18 protein-coding genes, 1 other RNA gene and 1 riboswitch are annotated in these 17,492 nt (G+C 64.5%); of the genes, 8 read left to right on the forward strand and 11 right to left on the reverse strand.

Translation table 11 applies throughout. The features are described from left to right. Positions 1-111: 111 nt before the first annotated feature. Both ACQKRQ_RS21980 and ilvD read right to left on the reverse strand, forming a co-directional pair. Positions 112-450 carry a c-type cytochrome gene (locus ACQKRQ_RS21980; RefSeq protein WP_132375729.1) on the reverse strand — a complete coding sequence of 113 codons (339 nt, stop codon included), beginning with the start codon at positions 448-450 and terminating at the stop codon, positions 112-114. Between the two features lie 181 nt (positions 451-631). Then, on the reverse strand, positions 632-2,305 hold the full coding sequence (gene ilvD / locus ACQKRQ_RS21985; RefSeq protein WP_132375728.1) for a dihydroxy-acid dehydratase: 1,674 nt from the start codon (positions 2,303-2,305) through the stop codon (positions 632-634). A 173-nt stretch (positions 2,306-2,478) separates the two neighbouring features. Here ilvD and ACQKRQ_RS21990 point away from each other — a divergent pair, with 173 nt between their 5' ends. Beyond that, positions 2,479-3,465, forward strand: coding sequence for a LysR family transcriptional regulator (locus tag ACQKRQ_RS21990; protein WP_427479383.1), 987 nt, complete (start codon positions 2,479-2,481; stop codon positions 3,463-3,465). Positions 3,466-3,584: 119 nt separating this feature from the next. Beyond that, complete coding sequence (gene lgt / locus ACQKRQ_RS21995) at positions 3,585-4,490, forward strand: prolipoprotein diacylglyceryl transferase (RefSeq protein ID WP_427479385.1); 906 nt, start codon at positions 3,585-3,587, stop codon at positions 4,488-4,490. Between the two features lie 111 nt (positions 4,491-4,601). Here the strand turns inward: lgt and ACQKRQ_RS22000 are convergent, their stop codons facing one another. The 5 genes from ACQKRQ_RS22000 to ACQKRQ_RS22020 all read right to left on the reverse strand — a co-directional run bounded on the left by ACQKRQ_RS22000 (position 4,602) and on the right by ACQKRQ_RS22020 (position 7,062). Beyond that, a complete protein-coding gene (locus ACQKRQ_RS22000) occupies positions 4,602-5,333 on the reverse strand; it encodes an SIMPL domain-containing protein (protein ID WP_132375722.1) in 732 nt (243 codons plus the stop codon). 187 nt (positions 5,334-5,520) lie between these two features. Continuing rightward, entirely contained in the window at positions 5,521-5,979 is a 459-nt protein-coding gene (locus ACQKRQ_RS22005) for an EVE domain-containing protein (RefSeq protein WP_132375720.1), read from the reverse strand. 107 nt (positions 5,980-6,086) lie between these two features. Further along, a non-coding RNA gene (ssrS, locus tag ACQKRQ_RS22010) (6S RNA) lies at positions 6,087-6,268 on the reverse strand. Positions 6,269-6,394: 126 nt separating this feature from the next. Continuing rightward, positions 6,395-6,709, reverse strand: a complete 315-nt coding sequence (locus ACQKRQ_RS22015; protein WP_012432043.1) for a cell division protein ZapA — start codon at positions 6,707-6,709, stop codon at positions 6,395-6,397. Continuing rightward, positions 6,706-7,062 carry an ATPase gene (locus tag ACQKRQ_RS22020; RefSeq protein ID WP_408180706.1) on the reverse strand — a complete coding sequence of 119 codons (357 nt, stop codon included), beginning with the start codon at positions 7,060-7,062 and terminating at the stop codon, positions 6,706-6,708. The genes ACQKRQ_RS22015 and ACQKRQ_RS22020 overlap by 4 nt, the downstream gene beginning before the upstream one ends. A gap of 207 nt (positions 7,063-7,269) precedes the next feature. Beyond that, a riboswitch (cobalamin riboswitch) is annotated at positions 7,270-7,526 on the forward strand. 91 nt (positions 7,527-7,617) lie between these two features. On the opposite strand from ACQKRQ_RS22020, the gene ACQKRQ_RS22025 reads away from it, so the two are divergent. Genes ACQKRQ_RS22025 through cobC form a run of 6 tightly spaced genes read left to right on the forward strand, consistent with a single transcriptional unit; the run spans position 7,618 to position 13,931 of the window. Continuing rightward, a complete protein-coding gene (locus ACQKRQ_RS22025) occupies positions 7,618-9,510 on the forward strand; it encodes a TonB-dependent receptor domain-containing protein (RefSeq protein WP_427479389.1) in 1,893 nt (630 codons plus the stop codon). Positions 9,511-9,549: 39 nt separating this feature from the next. Continuing rightward, positions 9,550-10,602: a FecCD family ABC transporter permease gene (locus ACQKRQ_RS22030; protein ID WP_408293708.1), complete on the forward strand. Its 1,053-nt coding sequence runs from the start codon at positions 9,550-9,552 to the stop codon at positions 10,600-10,602. Continuing rightward, the gene (locus ACQKRQ_RS22035) at positions 10,599-11,438 is read left to right on the forward strand and encodes an ABC transporter ATP-binding protein (protein ID WP_427479390.1); all 840 of its coding nucleotides are present in this window, start codon (positions 10,599-10,601) and stop codon (positions 11,436-11,438) included. The genes ACQKRQ_RS22030 and ACQKRQ_RS22035 overlap by 4 nt, the downstream gene beginning before the upstream one ends. A 37-nt stretch (positions 11,439-11,475) precedes the next feature. After that, complete coding sequence (gene cobT / locus ACQKRQ_RS22040) at positions 11,476-12,537, forward strand: nicotinate-nucleotide--dimethylbenzimidazole phosphoribosyltransferase (protein WP_427479392.1); 1,062 nt, start codon at positions 11,476-11,478, stop codon at positions 12,535-12,537. A 42-nt stretch (positions 12,538-12,579) separates the two neighbouring features. Then, positions 12,580-13,356, forward strand: coding sequence for an adenosylcobinamide-GDP ribazoletransferase (locus ACQKRQ_RS22045; protein ID WP_427479394.1), 777 nt, complete (start codon positions 12,580-12,582; stop codon positions 13,354-13,356). Next, a complete protein-coding gene (gene cobC / locus ACQKRQ_RS22050) occupies positions 13,341-13,931 on the forward strand; it encodes an alpha-ribazole phosphatase (protein ID WP_427479395.1) in 591 nt (196 codons plus the stop codon). The genes ACQKRQ_RS22045 and cobC overlap by 16 nt, the downstream gene beginning before the upstream one ends. Before the next feature lie 27 nt (positions 13,932-13,958). On the opposite strand, the gene ACQKRQ_RS22055 is transcribed toward cobC, so the two are convergent. From ACQKRQ_RS22055 to cobU, 4 genes are read right to left on the reverse strand one after another with little or no spacing between them, the layout of a single operon-like run. Then, the gene (locus tag ACQKRQ_RS22055) at positions 13,959-14,870 is read right to left on the reverse strand and encodes a cobalamin-binding protein (RefSeq protein ID WP_427479397.1); all 912 of its coding nucleotides are present in this window, start codon (positions 14,868-14,870) and stop codon (positions 13,959-13,961) included. Positions 14,871-14,928: 58 nt separating this feature from the next. After that, positions 14,929-15,990 (reverse strand): threonine-phosphate decarboxylase CobD, encoded by a 1,062-nt coding sequence (gene cobD, locus ACQKRQ_RS22060; protein WP_427479399.1) that lies wholly within the window; start codon positions 15,988-15,990, stop codon positions 14,929-14,931. Next, a complete protein-coding gene (cbiB, locus tag ACQKRQ_RS22065) occupies positions 15,983-16,918 on the reverse strand; it encodes an adenosylcobinamide-phosphate synthase CbiB (protein ID WP_132376957.1) in 936 nt (311 codons plus the stop codon). Before cbiB ends, cobD begins: the two co-directional genes overlap by 8 nt. Continuing rightward, the gene (gene cobU / locus ACQKRQ_RS22070; protein ID WP_427479401.1) at positions 16,918-17,472 is read right to left on the reverse strand and encodes a bifunctional adenosylcobinamide kinase/adenosylcobinamide-phosphate guanylyltransferase; all 555 of its coding nucleotides are present in this window, start codon (positions 17,470-17,472) and stop codon (positions 16,918-16,920) included. Before cobU ends, cbiB begins: the two co-directional genes overlap by 1 nt. Positions 17,473-17,492 lie beyond the last annotated feature (20 nt).

Raw genomic sequence — 17,492 nt, forward strand, 5'->3', positions numbered from 1 at the left:
TGCTGCGTGCCGTTCAGCTTAAGCCCTGGCGCCGTGATTCGACCATCTACCGGGGGCTGAGTGCGCTGGGAGCGTAGCCGGCGCGCGGCGCCTTTCGCGAGGTGCTCGCTATCATTTGAGCGTCAACACCCAACTTGCCAGCGTAGCCGCTTGGTCAGGCGTGAGCTGCGTGTTCGCAGGCATCGGCACCGGACCCCACACGCCCGTGCTGCCGTCCAGAATCTTGTGCTGCAGATAAGTGGCGGCGTCTTCACGGCCGGCATATTTCGCCGCGACATCATGCAGCGCCGGTCCCATGAAGGAACGCGTGACCGAGTGGCAACTCATGCAGTTCTGCTGCTGGGCGAGCGCGAGGCCAGCGGCCTCGGCATTCGCCGCCGGACTGCCGGCACTCAACGCGGCGCCCAGCGCGACGGCGGCTGCAAGCGCTGTGTGCGACTTTGATCTCATTCTGGTCTCCGTCGGTGCAAGTGCCCGACTCGTGGTGCCAGCATTATAAAAGGAAAGGGGCGCACGGTTTTCCGTGTACCCCTTTCGCTTTTACGTAGCTTTTACGTAGCTTTACGCGTGCTTGCACGGCTGTCGTCGCGCCTCCGGATCACGGACGTTCACGGCCAGCCGTAGCCGTCGCTTAGCCCGTTATCGCGCCCTTGTTGGCCGGCTGCGCCAGTGCGAAGTACTTTGCCATCACGCCGCGCGTGTAACGCGGCTTCGGCTGTTGCCATGCGGCGCGGCGGCGCTCCAGCTCGGCGTCGTCGATGTTCAGTTGCAACAGCAGCTTGTGCGCGTCGATGGTGATCGAGTCGCCTTCCTGCACGAACGCGATCGTGCCCCCCACGAAGGCTTCCGGCGCGACGTGGCCGACCACCATGCCCCACGTGCCGCCCGAGAAGCGCCCGTCGGTGATCAGGCCGACGCTCTCGCCGAGGCCCTTGCCGATGATCGCCGAGGTCGGCGCGAGCATCTCCGGCATGCCGGGGCCGCCTTTCGGGCCGAGGTAGCGCAGCACGACGACGTCGCCGGCCACGATCTTGTCGGCCAGAATCGCTTCCAGCGCGCTTTGCTCGTCGTCGAACACGCGGGCCGGGCCGGTGATGACCGGGTTCTTCAGGCCGGTGATCTTGGCGACCGCGCCATCGACGGCCAGATTGCCTTTCAGGATCGCGAGGTGGCCTTCCTTGTAGAGCGCCTTGTCGATCGGGAAAATCACCTGCTGATCGGCGCGCGGCTTGCCCGGCACGTCCTTCAGCTCTTCCGCGATGGTCTTGCCGGTGATCGTGATGCAATCGCCGTGCAGCAGGCCCGCGTCGAGCAGGATCTTCATGACCTGGGGGATGCCGCCGGCCTTGTGCAGATCGGTCGCCACGAACTGACCCGACGGCTTCAGGTTACAGATCACCGGCACCTTCTTGCGCATGCGCTCGAAGTCCTCGATGCTCCATTCCACTTCAGCCGCGTGCGCGATCGCGAGGAAGTGCAGCACGGCGTTGGTGGACCCACCGGTGGCCATGATCACGGCCACGGCGTTTTCGATCGACTTCTTCGTGACGATGTCGCGCGGCTTCAGATCCTTCCTGACCGCTTCGACCAGCACACGCGCCGACTCAGCCGCCGAGTCGACCTTTTCCTGGTCCGGATTGGCCATCGTCGACGAGTACATCAGCGACATGCCGAGTGCCTCGAACGACGAGCTCATGGTGTTGGCGGTGTACATGCCGCCGCACGAACCCGTGGACGGGCACGCGTTCTGTTCGATCCCTTCGAAATCTTCCTGCGACATCCGCCCCGCCGTGAATTCGCCGACGGCTTCGAACGACGACACGATGGTCAGGTCGGTGCCTTTCCAGTTACCGGGACGGATCGTGCCGCCGTACACGTAGATGCTCGGCACGTTGGTGCGCAGCATGCCGATCATGCCGCCCGGCATGTTCTTGTCGCAGCCGCCGATCACGACCACGCCGTCCATCCACTGCCCTTGCACGCAGGTCTCGATGCAGTCGGAGATGACTTCGCGCGACACCAGCGAGTACTTCATGCCTTCGGTGCCCATCGACATGCCGTCCGAGATCGTCGGCGTGCCGAAGATCTGCGGATTCGCGTCGGAGCCCTTGATCGCGGCGACGGCGGCGTCGGCGAGACGCTGCAGGCCGGCGTTACACGGCGTGATGGTCGAGTGGCCGTTGGCGATGCCGATCATCGGTTTGTCGAAGTCGGCCTTCTCGTAGCCGAGCGCGTAGTACATCGAGCGATTCGGCGAACGCGCCACGCCTTGCGTGATGTTCTTCGAACGACGGTTGTATGCCATGGGAACTCCAGTCTGTTTTGTTTTGATCCGCGCTGCGGGTTCTTGCCTCGCCGGCGTGGGCTGCCGGCGGCATCCGTCCAGTGTAGTCCGACGCGTCGCGCAAGGATGCAGTTTTGCGATGCACGTGTCCAATGTATTATTCGAGCTTCATTAGGTCGTAAAATGTATCAATCATGCTGCCTGCCATTCCCGATCTGCGCCAGTTGCGCTATTTCGCTACCGTCGCCGAAGAAAAGCATTTCGGACGCGCGGCCGTGCGCCTGTCCATGACGCAGCCGCCGTTGTCGCAAGCCATCCGGGCGCTGGAAGAGACGCTCGGCGTCGAATTGTTCGCGCGCACCAAGCGTTCGGTCGAACTCACGTCGGTGGGCGCCGATCTGTTGCCCGAGGTGCAGCGCCTGTTGGCGAGCGCCGAGAGCCTGCGGCCGCTCGCGCAGAGCCTCGCGCGCGGCGAGGCGGGCGTGTTGTCGCTGGCTTTCGTTTCCACCGCGGACTACGGCCTGCTGCCGCTGTTGCTGCGCGATTTCGGCGCGCGCCATCCGCGTGTGCGGCTGGAATTGACGGAAGCCACCAGCGACGTGCAGGTGGACGAACTGGTGGCCGGGCGCATCGACGCGGGTCTCGTGATCGCGCCGCTGCCGCCCCGCCACGCCACCCAGCTCTCGTGGCTGCCGATCGCGCGCGAGCCGCTGGTGATCGCCATGTCGACGGACATGGCGGCGCGCGTGGCCAGCGTCAGCGGGGAAGATGCCGACCCGCGCGCCGAATGGCTGGACACACCGATCAGCCTGCGCGACGTCGCCGACGCACCGCTCGTGGTCTTCCCAAGACGTCTGGCGCCAGGCTTTTATGACATCATTATGGATTGCTACGGCGTCGCGGGCCTCGCGCCCCGGGTCGGCCAGGAAGCGATCCAGATGCAAACGATCGTAAGCCTCGTGTCGGCCGGCATGGGTGTCGCACTGGTGCCGCAATCGTTGCGTAATCTGCGCCGCACCGGCGTCGTGTACCGGCCGCTTTCCGAGTCGGTGCCCGCGATCGAGACGGGCCTCGTCTGGCGGACCGCGGAGGTGAGCCCGGTGCTGGCGGGCTTCATCGACATCGTGCGGGCGCATGCGTCGACCGTCGAGGCGCAGCCATCCGCCGCGCCGCGCATTTAGACGCGTCCTCGCGAACGCATTGCCGGCCGGACCGTCCAATGCATGCACCGCAAGGTGCGGGCAGCGCCGCCCACCCAGATAAAACCTGCTTCTGAACCTGAACTGCCCATAACAACACGATGCTCATTCACCCCAATTTCGACCCCGTTGCCATTCATCTGGGGCCGCTCGCAGTGCGCTGGTATGGACTGATGTACCTCGTCGCGTTCATCGCGGCGATCGTCGTCGGCCGGCTGCGGCTGCGTTTGCCGTACGTCGCCGCGCAAGGCTGGACCGCCAAAGATATCGACGACATGCTGTTTTACGGCGTGCTGGGCACGATTCTCGGCGGCCGGCTCGGCTACGTGCTGTTCTACAAGGCGAGCTTTTATTTCGCGCATCCGCTCGACATCTTCAAGGTGTGGGAAGGTGGCATGTCGTTTCACGGCGGCTTTCTCGGCGTGACGTTTGCCATGGTGCTGTTCGCGTACCAGCGCAAACGCTCGTGGCTGCAAGTCACCGACTTCGTCGCGCCGATGGTGCCCACCGGCCTCGCGGCAGGGCGCCTCGGCAACTTCATCAATGGCGAGTTGTGGGGCCGCGTGACCGATCCGTCGGCGCCGTGGGCCATGCTGTTTCCGGGCGCCGCGCCCGACGACGCCGCCTGGCTCACCGCGCATCCGCAATTGGCCGCGCAATGGCATCTGAACGAAGTGTTCGCGCAATATCACATGCTGCCGCGCCATCCGTCGGAGCTGTATGAAATCGCGCTGGAAGGCGTCGCGCTGTTCTTCGTGCTGTTCTTCTTCTCGCGCAAACCGAAGCCGATGGGCGCGATTTCCGCCGTGTTTCTGATCGGCTACGGCCTCGCGCGCTTCACGGTCGAATTCGCGCGTGAGCCGGACGATTTCCTCGGTCTGCTGGCCATGGGGCTTTCCATGGGCCAATGGCTGTCGCTGCCGATGATCCTCGCCGGTATCGCCATGCTGGTGTGGTCTTATCGCCGCGCACGCCGTGAACCGGCGCAGGCGATCAGTGCGAGTTGATCTGACTGACCGCTACGTTTTTTTATCGTAGCCAATGAGAAAAAGCCACGGCATGCCGTGGCTTTTTCTCTTGCTGCGTCAAAGCACCGCTGCGAGCAGTAAAAAAACGCGTTACTTCATCTGCACCGAGCCCGACACATTCACAGTGACCGTCGACGTGCCGCCTTCGATCGGCACCGGCGCCGAAGCCTTCGCGTCGGCGCCCATGGCGCGTGCGCTCATCATCATCATCGGACGCGGCATCACCCCGTTGTGGCCGACGTTGACCTCGCGAATCGAATAACCGCTGTAGCCGAACGCCTGCGCGGATGAAGCGGCCTGCTCGCGGAACGACTTGATCGCTTCGCCGGTGAGCTTCTGCTCGGCCGCGCGCTGCGCTTCAGGCGAGAGCGAGAACTGCACGTTGCCGACCTGCATGATCGATGCCATTTGACCCGCGAGTTTCGACACCGCGGCGAAGTCGTGCGATTCGAGCACGATCTCCGTGCGGCCGCGCCATGCGGAAATGCGCCCGTCACGGTCGGTGGACGGATAGATCGAGAACGAACCCGTGCGTGCCGTGACGCCGTTCACACCCTTGGCCTTTTGCAGCGCCGAATCGGCGCGCTGGTTCAGCGTTGCCGTGAGCGCCGACGGATCGCTCGCTTCCTGCTCGTAGAACAGCGTGATATCGACGACGTCTTGCGGCACTTCCGCGCTGGCCTGCGCGTTCAGCGACAGCACGCCGGCCGGCTGATACTGCATGACGCCTTGCGCGCGTGCGCCGGCCGGCGTCAGTGCGAGCGCGGCAGGCGCGGCGCAGACGAGAGCGAAAGCGAGTGCACGTGCGGTGTTTTTTGTCATTGTTGGACTCCTTGCTTGAACAGGTTGTGCACGATCGGGGCAAGCGCCGCGCAATGGCACGGCGTTTGCGCGTCCCGTTTTTGAGTCCGTTAGGCGCTTGTAACCTGAGCTTGGTTCCCCGGTTTGACGTTGCTTTAACGTTTGCGTGTGCATGAATACGCGTCGCGCATCCATCAGGCATGCAAGCTCAAGCGAGCCGCTTGGTGATGAAGCGCCATTCGGCTTCGGTCACTGGCGTGATCGACAGGCGGTTGCCTTTGGCGAGCACGCGCATGTCCTTGAGTTCGTCATGCTCGCGCAGCGCGGCGAGCGGAATCAGCGGGATCTTCTTCTTGAACACCACATCGACGAGCACCCAGCGCGGCGTTTCCTGCGACGACTTCGCGTCGTAGTAGGGACTCTTCTTATCGAACTGCGTGGGGTCCGGATACGCGGTGGACGATACCTCGGCGATTCCCGCGATGCCGGGCTCGGGACAGCTCGAGTGATAGAACAGCACACCGTCGCCGACCTGCATCATGTCGCGCATGAAGTTGCGCGCCTGATAGTTGCGCACGCCGGTCCACGGCAACGTGCGATGCGGTGCGTTGGCGAGATGATCGATGCTTGCTTCGTCCGGTTCGGACTTCATTAGCCAGTAGCGCATGAATCGAATTGAACGTTAAGGGGTTGAAGATGCGGAAGAAACCGGCGTACAAAAAACAGCGCCCAAAGAAAAACGGCACCGAACCGAAGTCCGATGCCGTTCTAAATAAGGTCCCCGCCTTAGCCGCTAGGCCGGCATCCTGAACCGGGGGTTCAGAATTGGTCGCAGTTAGCAACACTTCGGGTACATCAGACAGAGTGACGCGCACACCCGTGCTACAAATTTCCGCAACCGTGCACATGGCATTGGTTCAAGGAATATATGACCTTGGCGAACCAGGCAGGGAAGCTAAACCGATGAAGCTGAACTACCGATTGAACTCAAACGTTTGCTGAATCTTGCACGCCTTGTGCTCACGCACTCCGTTTGAATCCACCGCCGATCTCAGGACCGGCAGCACGATAACACACGACCCTTACTGCATGCTGTACTGCTCAATCACAGTACCCAGCTGTTCGTTCATTTGATGCATTGTACGCCGGATTTCTTCAGCGGGAAATGCTTCTCCGTGCCTCACGCTCGATTGCAGTCTAAGCAGTTCCGATGCCAGCGACAGCGCAGCCATGACAGCAATGCGATCCGTGCCGCGCACGTTGCTGTTATTGCGGATCTTCGACATTTCGGCGTCGACGCGTGCGACCGCTTCGAGCAGCGCCGCTTCCGTTTCCGGCGAGCAGGCGAGGCGATAGGGCACGCCGAGAATCGATACTTCGATCTGCTTGGTGGTCATGCATTTTCTCCGTGGCGGGTCACGTCGCTCTCAGCTTCGACTTCGTGCTGAGCCGGCTCGAGCAGATCGAGCTGGTTGTCCGGCTCGCTGTTCGCGCGGGCACGCGGCAGCTTCTCGAGAATCGCATTCAGGCGTACCTGTGCGTCGTCGATCTTCGCCGATAGCGCGTCGCGTTCCGCCTGCAGCGCGTTACGTTCCTCGCGCAGCATTGCAAGTTCCGTGCGCGTGGCTTCGACTTCGGCGCGCGAGTGGGCGAGCTGCTCTTCGAGCGCGAGTCGCGCTTCATTGTGGCGTTGGCTGATCGCAATCAGCTTGCCGATATTCTGTGAAAGTGTTTCGAGTTCGGTGAGCATGTGCTGCGTCCTCTAAAGACATCGCATTTTAGCGCGGAATGTCGCAGGTTCCGACAATTGTCTCGTTTCGAGACGTAACAACATCGCTTTGTGCAGGCTTTTATCGACCATATGATGAAAAAGTACTCACGCGTCGGACAATAGCCTGCACTTAACAGAACAGATGGCCCACGGTCCCGGCATTATTGACGGACCCCGAGGCCGCTCCTAAACTTGCCGCACTCTGGTGCCCGCGTGCGCTTTTCAACGGCGCACGCAGTTAAACGGGAAGCAGGGCGCGCCGTTCACGTGAACGCGCCAACCTGCGCTGCCCCCGCAACGGTAAGCAACCGCATTCGTCATGCAAGTCGATTCTGATCGCGTGTTGGAAGTTCAACTCGCGAGTGTGCCACTGCGCGTCACGCGTGGGAAGGCGGAATCGATGTGTCGCCAGCCCGGATACCGGCCAGAGGGAGAGGCACGTCACGCGCGAAAATGTTAAATACGCGGGCGCCTCGTTACGCATCGGCCTGCGGGGAAGCGGGCCGCGCACGCTATCCACAGGACTTTCATCCCATGCTGTCCCCCTTCGCCCGCGCGGCGTTGCTCGCCTTCGCGGGCCTGCCGATCGTCGTGCCTGCGCAAGCTGCTCCTTTATCTTCTTCTTCGTCCTCGGCGGCGGATTCATCGGCCGCCGTGCCGTCTTCGGCGGTGCTGTCGCCCGTGGTGGTGACCGCGGAGCGCGGGCCGCAAGCACTCGCCGATGCGATCCCGCAGACGTCGCTGTTCGATCAGCAGGATATCGCCGACACCACCGCGACCGATTTGCCCGGCCTCCTGCAACTCGCGCCCGGCGCGCAAATCTCGCGTACAGGTGGCCCTGGTTCGACGACCAGCCTCTATTTGCGCGGCGCGTCGTCGACGCAATCGCTGCTGCTGATCGACGGCGTGCGGGTCGATTCGGTGAGCCTGGGTGCGCCGCAACTCGCGCAGATTCCGCTCGACCAGATCGATCACGTCGAGGTGGTGAACGGCAACGTGTCGGCGTTGTACGGCTCGGGCGCGATTGGCGGCGTGGTGCAGGTATTCACGAAAGAGGGCGGTGACCACCCGCCGCGTTTCAATTTTTCGCTGGGCTACGGCAGCTATCACACGCAGACGCAGCAGGCCGGCGTGAACGGCGCATTGGATAAAGACGGCAACACGACCTTCAGCATCTCGCTCGCGCGGTCGAAGGACGACGGCTTCTCGTCGCTCAATCCACGCGAGGCGCCCAACGCCAATCCGAATGCGAACGGCTATCTGAACGAGAGCATCTCGGCTTCGCTGCGCCACAAGTTCAACGACAAATGGGATGCCGGCGCCAGCTACTTCCAGTCGAACGGCAACAACAGCTACGACAATGCGTACGGCGTGCCGACCGATCTGAACAACCTGTACAGCAAAGTGCGCCAGGTCTCGGTGTTCGCGAACGGCAGGCTGACCGACTGGTGGACGACGCACTTCATCGTCGCCGAAGGTGACGACCGCAGCGTGTCGAATACCAACGGCGTGTACAACGGCCGCTTCGATACCGACAATCGCCAGTACACATGGGAGAACGATTTCGCGCTGGCCGCGCAGCAGAAGTTGCAGGTCGGCTATGAGCATCTCGATCAGAGCCTCGATTCGGATACGTTCGCGGCGCCCGACCGGCATGTGGATTCGGGTTTCGTCGGCTATACGGGGCGCTTCGGGCGCAATCAGATTCAGGCCAACGTGCGGCGCGACCAGTATTCCGATTTCGGCGGAGCGAACAGTTACTATCTCGGCTATGGCTTCGACATCACCGGCCATTGGAAGGTGACCGCAAGCTATTCGGATTCGTTTCGCGCGCCCAGCTTCGACGATCTGTACTATCCGTTCAGCGGCAATCCGTCGATCCAGCCGGAGCGCAGCCATTCGATCGAAGCCGCGCTGCAGTACGCATCGAATGCGCTCGGCGTGATGCGCCTGACCGCATTCCAGACGCGCTACGCGAATCTGATTAACTATGAGCAGGTGACGCCCGGTATCTATCTGGCACAGAACGTCGGCCATGCAAAAGTGCAGGGGCTCGAAGGATCGTGGAGCGGCCATGTCGGCAAGACGGATGTGCGCGCGTCGGTGACGCTGCAAAATCCCGTCGACCTCGACAACGATGCCGACCTCGTGCGGCGTGCGCGGCGCTTCGGTGCGCTGACGGTGAACCGCAGCATCGCCGCGTGGCGCGTCGGCGGCGAGTGGATCGTGAGCGGCCCGAGCAATGACAGCAGCGGCAAGCTGGGCGGCTATGGCGTGGTGAATCTGGCGGCGCGCTACAACATCACGAAAGCATGGTACGTGGCCGCGCAAATCCAGAATCTGTTGGACAAGGACTATGAAACGGCCTACTCGTATAACTCGCCGCGGCGCGGTGCGTATCTCACGGTTGGTTGGCAGCAGCAGTGAGCGAGTCGCTTCGCTAAGGTCGTGCGGATGAGCCGACACATGAGCCGACACGCGAGTTCGATGCCCGCGACACTGCGCGTGATGAGCGCGAAGCGCGCGGCCGCGATCTGGCTTGCGCTCGCCGTGATCGCGCTGGCGGTGTTGATGGCGTCGCTTGCGTTGGGCAGCGTGTCGCTTGCGCCGATGCGCGTGCTGGCGGCGCTGATGCCGTCGCATGCGTCGTCTGTCGGTTCTTCTGACTTAGCCGCCGAGATCGTCCGCACGCTGCGCTTGCCGCGCGCAGTGGCCGGTTTCGCCTGCGGCGCGTTGCTCGCGCTGGCCGGCGCGTTGCTGCAAGTGCTGTTGCGCAATCCACTCGCCGAGCCCTACGTGTTGGGCGTATCGGGCGGCGCGGCGACCTTTGCGCTGGTCGCGATGATCGCCGGTTGCGCATGGTGGATCGTCGACGCGAGCGCGTTCGCCGGCGCCTTCGTGTCGATCCTGCTGGTGCTCGGCCTCGCGCGCCGCGAGTTGTGGCGCGGCGAGCCGCAGGACACGTCGCCGCGCTTGCTGTTGACTGGCGCGGTGATCGCGGCCGGCTGGGGCGCGCTCATTACCTTGCTGCTCAACCTCGCACCCGACAATCGCTTGCGCGGCATGCTGTTCTGGCTGACCGGCGACCTCAACGGCGGCACGATGCCCTGGACGGCGCTCGCCGCCCTCGCTATCGTGCTGGTTGCGATCGTGCCTGTCGCGCCGCGTCTGAACGTGCTGCTGCGTGGCGACGCCGCCGCGCAGGCGTTGGGCGTCGCGGTGATGCCGTTGCGTTTGCGGGTGTATCTGGTGGCTTCGCTGGCGGCGGCCGCGGCGGTGACGACGGCGGGCACCATCGGCTTTGTCGGACTGGTCGTGCCGCACATGCTGCGGCTCGCGTTCGGCAACGATCAGCGCATGCTGCTGCCGGCCGCGGCGCTCGGCGGCGGCGTCGCGGTGATGGGCGCGGACCTGATCGCGCGTACCGTGATCGCGCCGGCGCAGTTGCCGGTCGGCGTGATCACGTCGGTGATCGGCGTGCCGGTGTTTCTGTGGATGCTCCTGCACAGGCGCCGATGATGCAAGCTCACTCCATTTCCGAATCCGTCCTCAGCGCGCAACGTTTGACCTTGCGTGTGGGCGCGCGCACGTTGCTCGACGCCTTCACGCATACCTTCTACGCAGGCGAGATCTGGTGCGTCGCCGGCCCGAACGGCGCGGGCAAGACAACCTTGCTCTCCACGCTCGCGGGCTTGTTGCAACCGTCGGCGGGACATGTCGAACTCGACGGCGTGCGCCTCGCCGACTGGCCGCCGCTGCCGCTCGCGCAACGCCGCGCGCTGATGCCGCAAAACGCGCCCGACGCATTCAGCGCGAGCGTGCTCGATATCGTGATGCTCAACCGCTTCCCGCATCTCACCGGCTGGGGCTGGGAGCGCGAAGCTGATCGCGAAGCGGCGCACGCGGCGTTGGACTTGTTGGGCCTCGCCGCGTTCGCCGCGCGTGATGTGCTGTCACTCTCCGGCGGCGAGCGGCAACGCGTGGCGCTGGCGGCGGTGCTATGCCAGGAAGCGCCGTTGCTGCTGCTCGACGAGCCGTTGTCGCATCTCGATCTGCATCATCAGATCGACTGCCTCGAGGCGTTGGCCACGTGGACGCGCGAGCCTCGGCGTACAGTGATGTTTTCATGTCACGACCTGAACCTCGCGCGCCGCTTCGCCACGCATGCGCTGCTGCTCGACGGCGCGGGCGCCGCGTATGCCGGACCGGTGCACGACGTGTTGACGCCCACATTGGCGAGCCGCGCATTCGGCTATCCGTTGATTCTGATTCGCGACGGCGAACACGAGGCGCTGATTCCCGCGCCGCGCGCGCGTCACGAATCGCCTGCCGGACATGACACGCCGGCAAGCTGATCGCTTCATTCCCACATTCTCTTTCAGACACACGCTCATGACTTCTTTGCCACGCTTGCCCGGATTGCCCGAAGTCGAACCGCTCGATCAAACGCTGCGTGACGAGCTGCAGCACATCATCGATACCAAGACGAAGCCGCCCGGCAGTCTCGGCCGGCTCGAAACGCTCGCGCGTCAGATGGGCCTGATTCAGCGCACGACGCGTCCCACCGTGACGCGCCCGGCGATGATCGTCTTCGCCGGCGACCACGGTGTCGCCGAAGAGGGCGTGAGCCCTTATCCGCAGGCGGTGACCGCGCAGATGGTCGCCAACTTCCTCGCGGGCGGCGCGGCGATCAATGCGTTGAGCCGCGTCTCGGGCATCGAGCTCGAAGTCGTCAACGCGGGCATTGCGACGCCGTTGCAGTCGACGGCGGGTCTCGTCGACATTCCCGTCGCGGCCGGCACGCGCAATTTCGCGCGCGAACCGGCCATGAGCCGCGACCAGGCACTCTCCGCGATGCAGGCGGGCGCGGCGCGCGTGCGGCATCACGCGGCGCTCGGCACCAATGTGATCGGCTTCGGCGAGATGGGGATTGCGAACACCTCGGCGGCCGCGTGTCTGATGAGCCGGTTGTGCGGCGTGCCGATCGACGAATGCGTCGGCCGCGGCACGGGTCTCGACAACGCGGGGCTCGCGAGAAAGCGCAACGTGCTGGCCTCGGCGCTCGCGCGTCACCCCGTGTCCACCGATCCGCTCGACGTGCTTGCCACCTTCGGCGGCTTCGAGATCGCGATGATGGCGGGCGCCTATCTCGCGGCCGCCGAGGCACGTATGACGATTCTGGTCGATGGCTTCATCGCGACCTCGGCCTTGTTGATCGCCGACGCGCTCGCGCCGAGCATTCGCGAGTACTGCGTGTTCGCGCATGCGTCGAACGAAGCGGGGCATCGGCGCATGCTCGATCATTTCGGCGCGCTGCCGATGCTGTCGCTCGACATGCGTCTTGGCGAAGGCACTGGCGCGGCGCTCGCGGTGCCGCTGTTGCGCGCGGCAACGGCGTTCATCAACGAGATGGCGAGCTTCGAATCGGCCGGTGTTGCGAATCGCGATGCGTGACCCGCTTGATCCTTCAGACAGAAACGCTCGACCGGCACACACATGAATCCGCTCGCGGAACTGCGCTATTTCTTTACTGCGCTCGGCTATTTCACGCGCGTGCCTGTGCCGCGCTGGGTCGGCTATGAGCCGCACTACCTGAACGCGGCGGCGCGTTATTTTCCGCTCGTCGGCGTATTGATCGGCGGATTGAGCGCGGTGGTCTATCTCGCCGCGCTGCGCGTATTTCCCGCGGGCGTGGCGGTGCTGCTGTCGATGGCGGCGTCGCTGCTCGTGACCGGCGCGTTTCACGAGGACGGTCTGGCTGATTGCGTCGATGCGTTCGGTGGCGCCTATACGCGCGAAGATGTATTGCGAATCATGCATGACTCGCGCATCGGCGCTTTCGGCGCTATCGCGCTCGTCATCGCGCTTGCATTGAAGTGGCAGACGCTCGTTGCATTGCCGCCGATGCGTGCCGCAGGTCTGATGATTGCCGCGCACGCGGCGAGCCGTACCTGTGCGATCAGCTACCTGGCTACGCTCGATTACGTGCGTGCCGAAGGCAAGGCCAAACCGGTGGCGCAGCGCCTGAGCGCGGGTGCGTTCATGTGCGCCGCGATATTCGGCTTGCCGTGGCTGCTGTGGCCGAACGGGCTCGCTGCGCCGGACTGGCGCTTCGCGGGCTCGGTGGTCGTGGTTCTGCTCGTACTTCGCGTGGCAATGGGCCGTTATTTCGTCAGACGCATTGGCGGTTATACCGGCGACTGCCTCGGCCTCGCGCAGCAAGTTTTTGAATTGAGCATCTACCTGGTGGGGCTCGCATGGATATCGTCCTGATTCGTCATCCCGCGGTCGCGCTCGATGCGGGCGTGTGTTACGGCCATAGCGACGTGGCGCTCGCCGAAGATGCCGAGGTGTCGTCCACCGCGCTCGCCCTGAAGCTCGCGACTTTGCAGGTGCCCGCGCCACGCGTGCTGATGTCGAGTCCGTTGAAGCGCTGCTCGGCGCTCGCCGCCGAGTTGGCGAACGACTTCGGCTCCGTGATCAGTCACGACGATCGTCTGATGGAAATGAACTTCGGCGCTTGGGAAGCGCAACGCTGGGACGCCATCGATCGCGAATTGCTCGACGACTGGGCGGCCAACTTCGAGCACGCGCGCGCGCATGGTGGCGAGAGCGTCGCGCAGTTCGTCGCGCGGGTACGTGCATGGCTCGACGCATTCGCGCTCACGCGCGAGTTGTCGCCGGCCTATGTGGTCACGCACGCGGGTGTAATGCGGGCGATCGCGTCGATCGTGCTGGACGTGCCGCTGGAACGCTGTCTGCGATGGTCGCTCGATATGAGCGGGATCGTCTGGTTGCGCAGAAACGATGCAACGCAGCTGTGGTCGTTGGTGCGCTGGAATGCGTGAGGCGGGTCGCGGCTGATCACCCGCGCGTTACTGCGCGCCAGGCTTTCTGCGTGAGCGCGCCACTTCGAGGTCTTCGCACATTTGCTTCGCGCCCTGCGCGATGCGCGGCGCCGGGCGGTTGATCAGATCGCCGTCGATAGCGAACAGATTGTTGTTTGCCACCGCTGTCAGGCTCGGCCATGCGCGCCATGTGCCGAGTTGCGGCAAGGTGGTGTCCGGTTTGGTCGCGCCGGGTGCCGCCGTGACGATCGCTTCCGGATTCGCCGCGAGCACTGCTTCGGTCGAGACGGTCGGCACCAGCGGTTCAAGTTTGGCGAACACGTTGCGGCCGCCGCACAGCGCAATCACGTCGCTGACCATGTGCTCGCCGTTGAGCGTCATCAACGGTTGGTCCCACACCTGATAGAACACGCTGACGGGCGGACGGCTCGCATACTGGTTGCGCAGTTTCGCGATGTCCTGACGGTAGGCGGCCGCCGCCGCATCCGCCGCCGCCGACGTGCCTAATAGTTGTCCAAGCTTCGTCAACGACACGGCCACGTCGTCGAGATGATGCGGCTCGCTGAAGAACAGCGGAATGTGCATCTCGCGCAGTCGATCGAGCTGACGCTGCGCATTGCCATGCCGCCACACCACGATCAGATCGGGCTTGAGCGCGACGATGCGCTCAAGATCGAGCGCCTTGTTATCGCCGACGCGCGGCAACTGTTTCGCCTCGGGCGGATAGTCGCTGTACGACACGGCGCCGACCACTTTCGCGCCGCCGCCCGCGGCATACAGCAACTCGGTGACGTGCGGCGCGAGGCTGATGACGCGTTGCGCGGGAGCGGGCAGGGTGACGGTTGCGCCGGTATCGTCGATGACGGAGATGGCGGCATGCGCGTCCAGTGCGTTGACGAAGAGCGCGGCGGCGAAGGTGAAGCGGGCGAGTCGGTTCATCGGGCGAGGCCGCGGGGCGCGTAGTTATTGTGGGGGCGAGGGCTTCGTCTTCTTTGGATCAGCACGCTCGCGTAGCATCGATCTCTCGTACGCCTTCGCGCAAGCTCTCTTCGAAGCGTGTCCATTCGGCCTCGCTCGCAGGCAAGCCGAATCGGACGCTGCCCGACGAAGTGAACAGACGCGTCCATACGCCGCGTCGTGCGAGGGCTTCATGCAAAGCGGCGGCGTGCGCGTCGTCGGTCCACGCGAAGAGGGGTGTGCCGCGTGTGTCGAAGCCTTGTGTATGCAGCAGGTCGACCAGTCGCGCGCTTTCGGCATCGAGCCGAATGCGCATATCCCGTTGCCAGGCTTCATCGGCGAATGCGGCTTTGACGGCGTGACGGGCCGGGCCACTGACCGTCCACGCGCCGAGCGTGAGGCGCAAACTTTGGAGCAAAGCGGGCACGCCGAGTACGAACCCCGCGCGGACGCCGGCGAGGCCGAAGAATTTCCCCGGCGAGCGCAACACGATCAAGCCTTCGCGATGCGTGCTCGCCGCGAGCGACGCCGACGGCATCGTATCGGCGAAGGCTTCATCGACCAGCAGCGTGCCGCCGCGCGCGCTCAACTGCTCATGCCAGTGCAACAACCTTGCGGCGCTCAGATGCGCGGCGGTCGGATTGTTCGGATTCACGACGACTACATGCATGAGCGCTTCGGGCAATGTTTCCCAGCCGACATCGAGCGGCATCACTTCATGGCCGCTGCGTTTGAACGCAGGCGCGTATTCGCCATACGTAAGCGGCGCGATGCCGACGCACGCGCGCGGCAGCAGCGCGGGCAGCGCGCGAATCGCCGCCTGGCTGCCTGCGACGGGCAGCACATGCGCCGCATCGGGCGCGCCGTAGTAGCGGGCGGCGCAGGCGGCGAAATCGTCGCCGTCGTCGGGCAGGCGGCGCCAGGCATTGGCGGGAATCGGCGGGACTGGATAGCCGTGCGGATTGATGCCCGTCGACAGGTCGAGCCATTGCTCGTATGGAATGCCATAGCGGCTGGCCGCTTCGTGCAGATTGCCACCGTGCACGACCGCGTCGATTGCGGCACCCGTTTCGTTCGCGCGACTGGTCATTCGCTCAACCATGAAAAGGCACGCTCAACAGCGCCAGCACGATCAGCACCGCGAGCCACAGAATGACCGTGCGCTCGACCAGAGCCAACGCGGCGGTCACGTGGCTGGCTTTCGCGGAATGCCCGAAGCCGAGCGTCGGCCGGTGTTCGAGCGCGCCGTGATACACCGCCGGGCCACCGATCAACACGTTCAGACTGCCTGCGCCGGCGGCCATCACCGGTCCGGCGTTCGGGCTGTCCCAGCGCGGCGCCTGCTCGCGCCAGCAGCGCCACGCGGTGCGCGTGTCGCCGAGCAGCGCATAGCTGGCGGCGGTCAGACGCGCGGGAATCCAGTTGAGCACGTCGTCGATGCGCGCGGCCGCCCAACCGTAGCGCAAATAGCGCGGCGTGCGATAACCCCACATCGCGTCGAGCGTGTTGGCGAGACGAAACGCGAGCGCGCCCGGACCGCCTGCAATGGCGAACCAGAACAGCGCGCCGAAGATCGCGTCGTTGCCGTTTTCGAGCGCCGATTCGACGGCGGCGCGCGACAACGCGCCTTCGTCGGCATCCGCGGTTTCGCGTGAGACGATGCGCGCGGTCAGCAAACGCGCTTGTGGGAGATCGCGCCGCGCCAACGCCTGAGCGATCGGCGCGATGTGATCGTGCAGACTGCGCGCGCCGAGCGCGAACCACAGCAACAGCACATGCACCACGCAGGCCGCAAAAAACGGCAGCACGGCGATGAGACACCATGCGATCAGAACTGGCGGCATCACCGCCAGCGACCACGCCAGCAGACCTTTGAGCCTTAAACGCCGGCCGGTGTTGTAGCGCGTTTCGAGACGCGTCGCCCATTTGCCGAAGCCCACCAGCGGATGCGCCGCGCGCGGCTCGCCGAACCAGCGGTCGACGGCGACGCCGGCGGTGGCCAGCGTCACGAGAAGCGGGAGCGAGAGCATCACGCGGGGCTCGCGGTTTTCAGCGCGAGCGGCAAACCGGCGACCATCATCGTGGCCTGGGTGCTCAACGCGGCGATGCGCTGGTTGAGCCGGCCGAGTTCATCGACGTAAAGACGCGTGGCCGCGCCGAGCGGCACCACGCCGAGGCCGATTTCGTTGCTGACCACGATGAGCTTGCCTTTGGCATTGACGAGCGCCGCTTCGAACGCGGCGACCTGCGCGTGATATTGATCGAGCGGCACGCCTTCGCCTTCGGGCGGGCAGAGCAGATTGGCGAGCCACAGCGTCAGGCAATCGATCAGGATGCAGTGGCCGGGCGCGTCGCTTTGCGTCACGGCGCCGGCGAGATCGACGCCCGCTTCGAACAACCGCCAATGCGCCGGACGCCGCTCGCGATGGTGGGCAATGCGCGCGCGGAATTCGGCGTCGTCCGTTACGCGCGCGGTGGCGATGTAGGTAACGGGCAGGGCGCTGTCGCTGGCAAGCTGTTCGGCATGCACGCTCTTGCCTGAGCGGGCGCCGCCGAGAACGAAGGTGAGGTCGCGGGGAGTCATCGCGTGATTGTACCGGCGTG

It is taken from the genome of Paraburkholderia sp. NPDC080076 (genome assembly GCF_050281145.1).
Lineage (GTDB): Bacteria > Pseudomonadota > Gammaproteobacteria > Burkholderiales > Burkholderiaceae > Paraburkholderia.

Coding starts and splice junctions, on each gene's coding strand:
- ACQKRQ_RS22035 (WP_427479390.1), top strand. CDS start 10,599: ATGATGCAAGCTCACTCCATTTCCGAATCCGTCCTCAGCGCGCAACGT.
- ACQKRQ_RS22055 (WP_427479397.1), bottom strand. CDS start 14,870: ATGAACCGACTCGCCCGCTTCACCTTCGCCGCCGCGCTCTTCGTCAAC.
- cobU (WP_427479401.1), bottom strand. CDS start 17,472: ATGACTCCCCGCGACCTCACCTTCGTTCTCGGCGGCGCCCGCTCAGGC.
- ACQKRQ_RS22005 (WP_132375720.1), bottom strand. CDS start 5,979: ATGCGCTACTGGCTAATGAAGTCCGAACCGGACGAAGCAAGCATCGAT.
- cobD (WP_427479399.1), bottom strand. CDS start 15,990: ATGGTTGAGCGAATGACCAGTCGCGCGAACGAAACGGGTGCCGCAATC.
- ilvD (WP_132375728.1), bottom strand. CDS start 2,305: ATGGCATACAACCGTCGTTCGAAGAACATCACGCAAGGCGTGGCGCGT.
- ACQKRQ_RS22025 (WP_427479389.1), top strand. CDS start 7,618: ATGCTGTCCCCCTTCGCCCGCGCGGCGTTGCTCGCCTTCGCGGGCCTG.
- ACQKRQ_RS22030 (WP_408293708.1), top strand. CDS start 9,550: ATGAGCCGACACGCGAGTTCGATGCCCGCGACACTGCGCGTGATGAGC.
- ACQKRQ_RS22045 (WP_427479394.1), top strand. CDS start 12,580: ATGAATCCGCTCGCGGAACTGCGCTATTTCTTTACTGCGCTCGGCTAT.
- cobC (WP_427479395.1), top strand. CDS start 13,341: ATGGATATCGTCCTGATTCGTCATCCCGCGGTCGCGCTCGATGCGGGC.
- ACQKRQ_RS21980 (WP_132375729.1), bottom strand. CDS start 450: ATGAGATCAAAGTCGCACACAGCGCTTGCAGCCGCCGTCGCGCTGGGC.
- cbiB (WP_132376957.1), bottom strand. CDS start 16,918: ATGCTCTCGCTCCCGCTTCTCGTGACGCTGGCCACCGCCGGCGTCGCC.
- lgt (WP_427479385.1), top strand. CDS start 3,585: ATGCTCATTCACCCCAATTTCGACCCCGTTGCCATTCATCTGGGGCCG.
- ACQKRQ_RS22000 (WP_132375722.1), bottom strand. CDS start 5,333: ATGACAAAAAACACCGCACGTGCACTCGCTTTCGCTCTCGTCTGCGCC.
- cobT (WP_427479392.1), top strand. CDS start 11,476: ATGACTTCTTTGCCACGCTTGCCCGGATTGCCCGAAGTCGAACCGCTC.
- ACQKRQ_RS22020 (WP_408180706.1), bottom strand. CDS start 7,062: ATGCTCACCGAACTCGAAACACTTTCACAGAATATCGGCAAGCTGATT.
- ACQKRQ_RS21990 (WP_427479383.1), top strand. CDS start 2,479: ATGCTGCCTGCCATTCCCGATCTGCGCCAGTTGCGCTATTTCGCTACC.
- ACQKRQ_RS22015 (WP_012432043.1), bottom strand. CDS start 6,709: ATGACCACCAAGCAGATCGAAGTATCGATTCTCGGCGTGCCCTATCGC.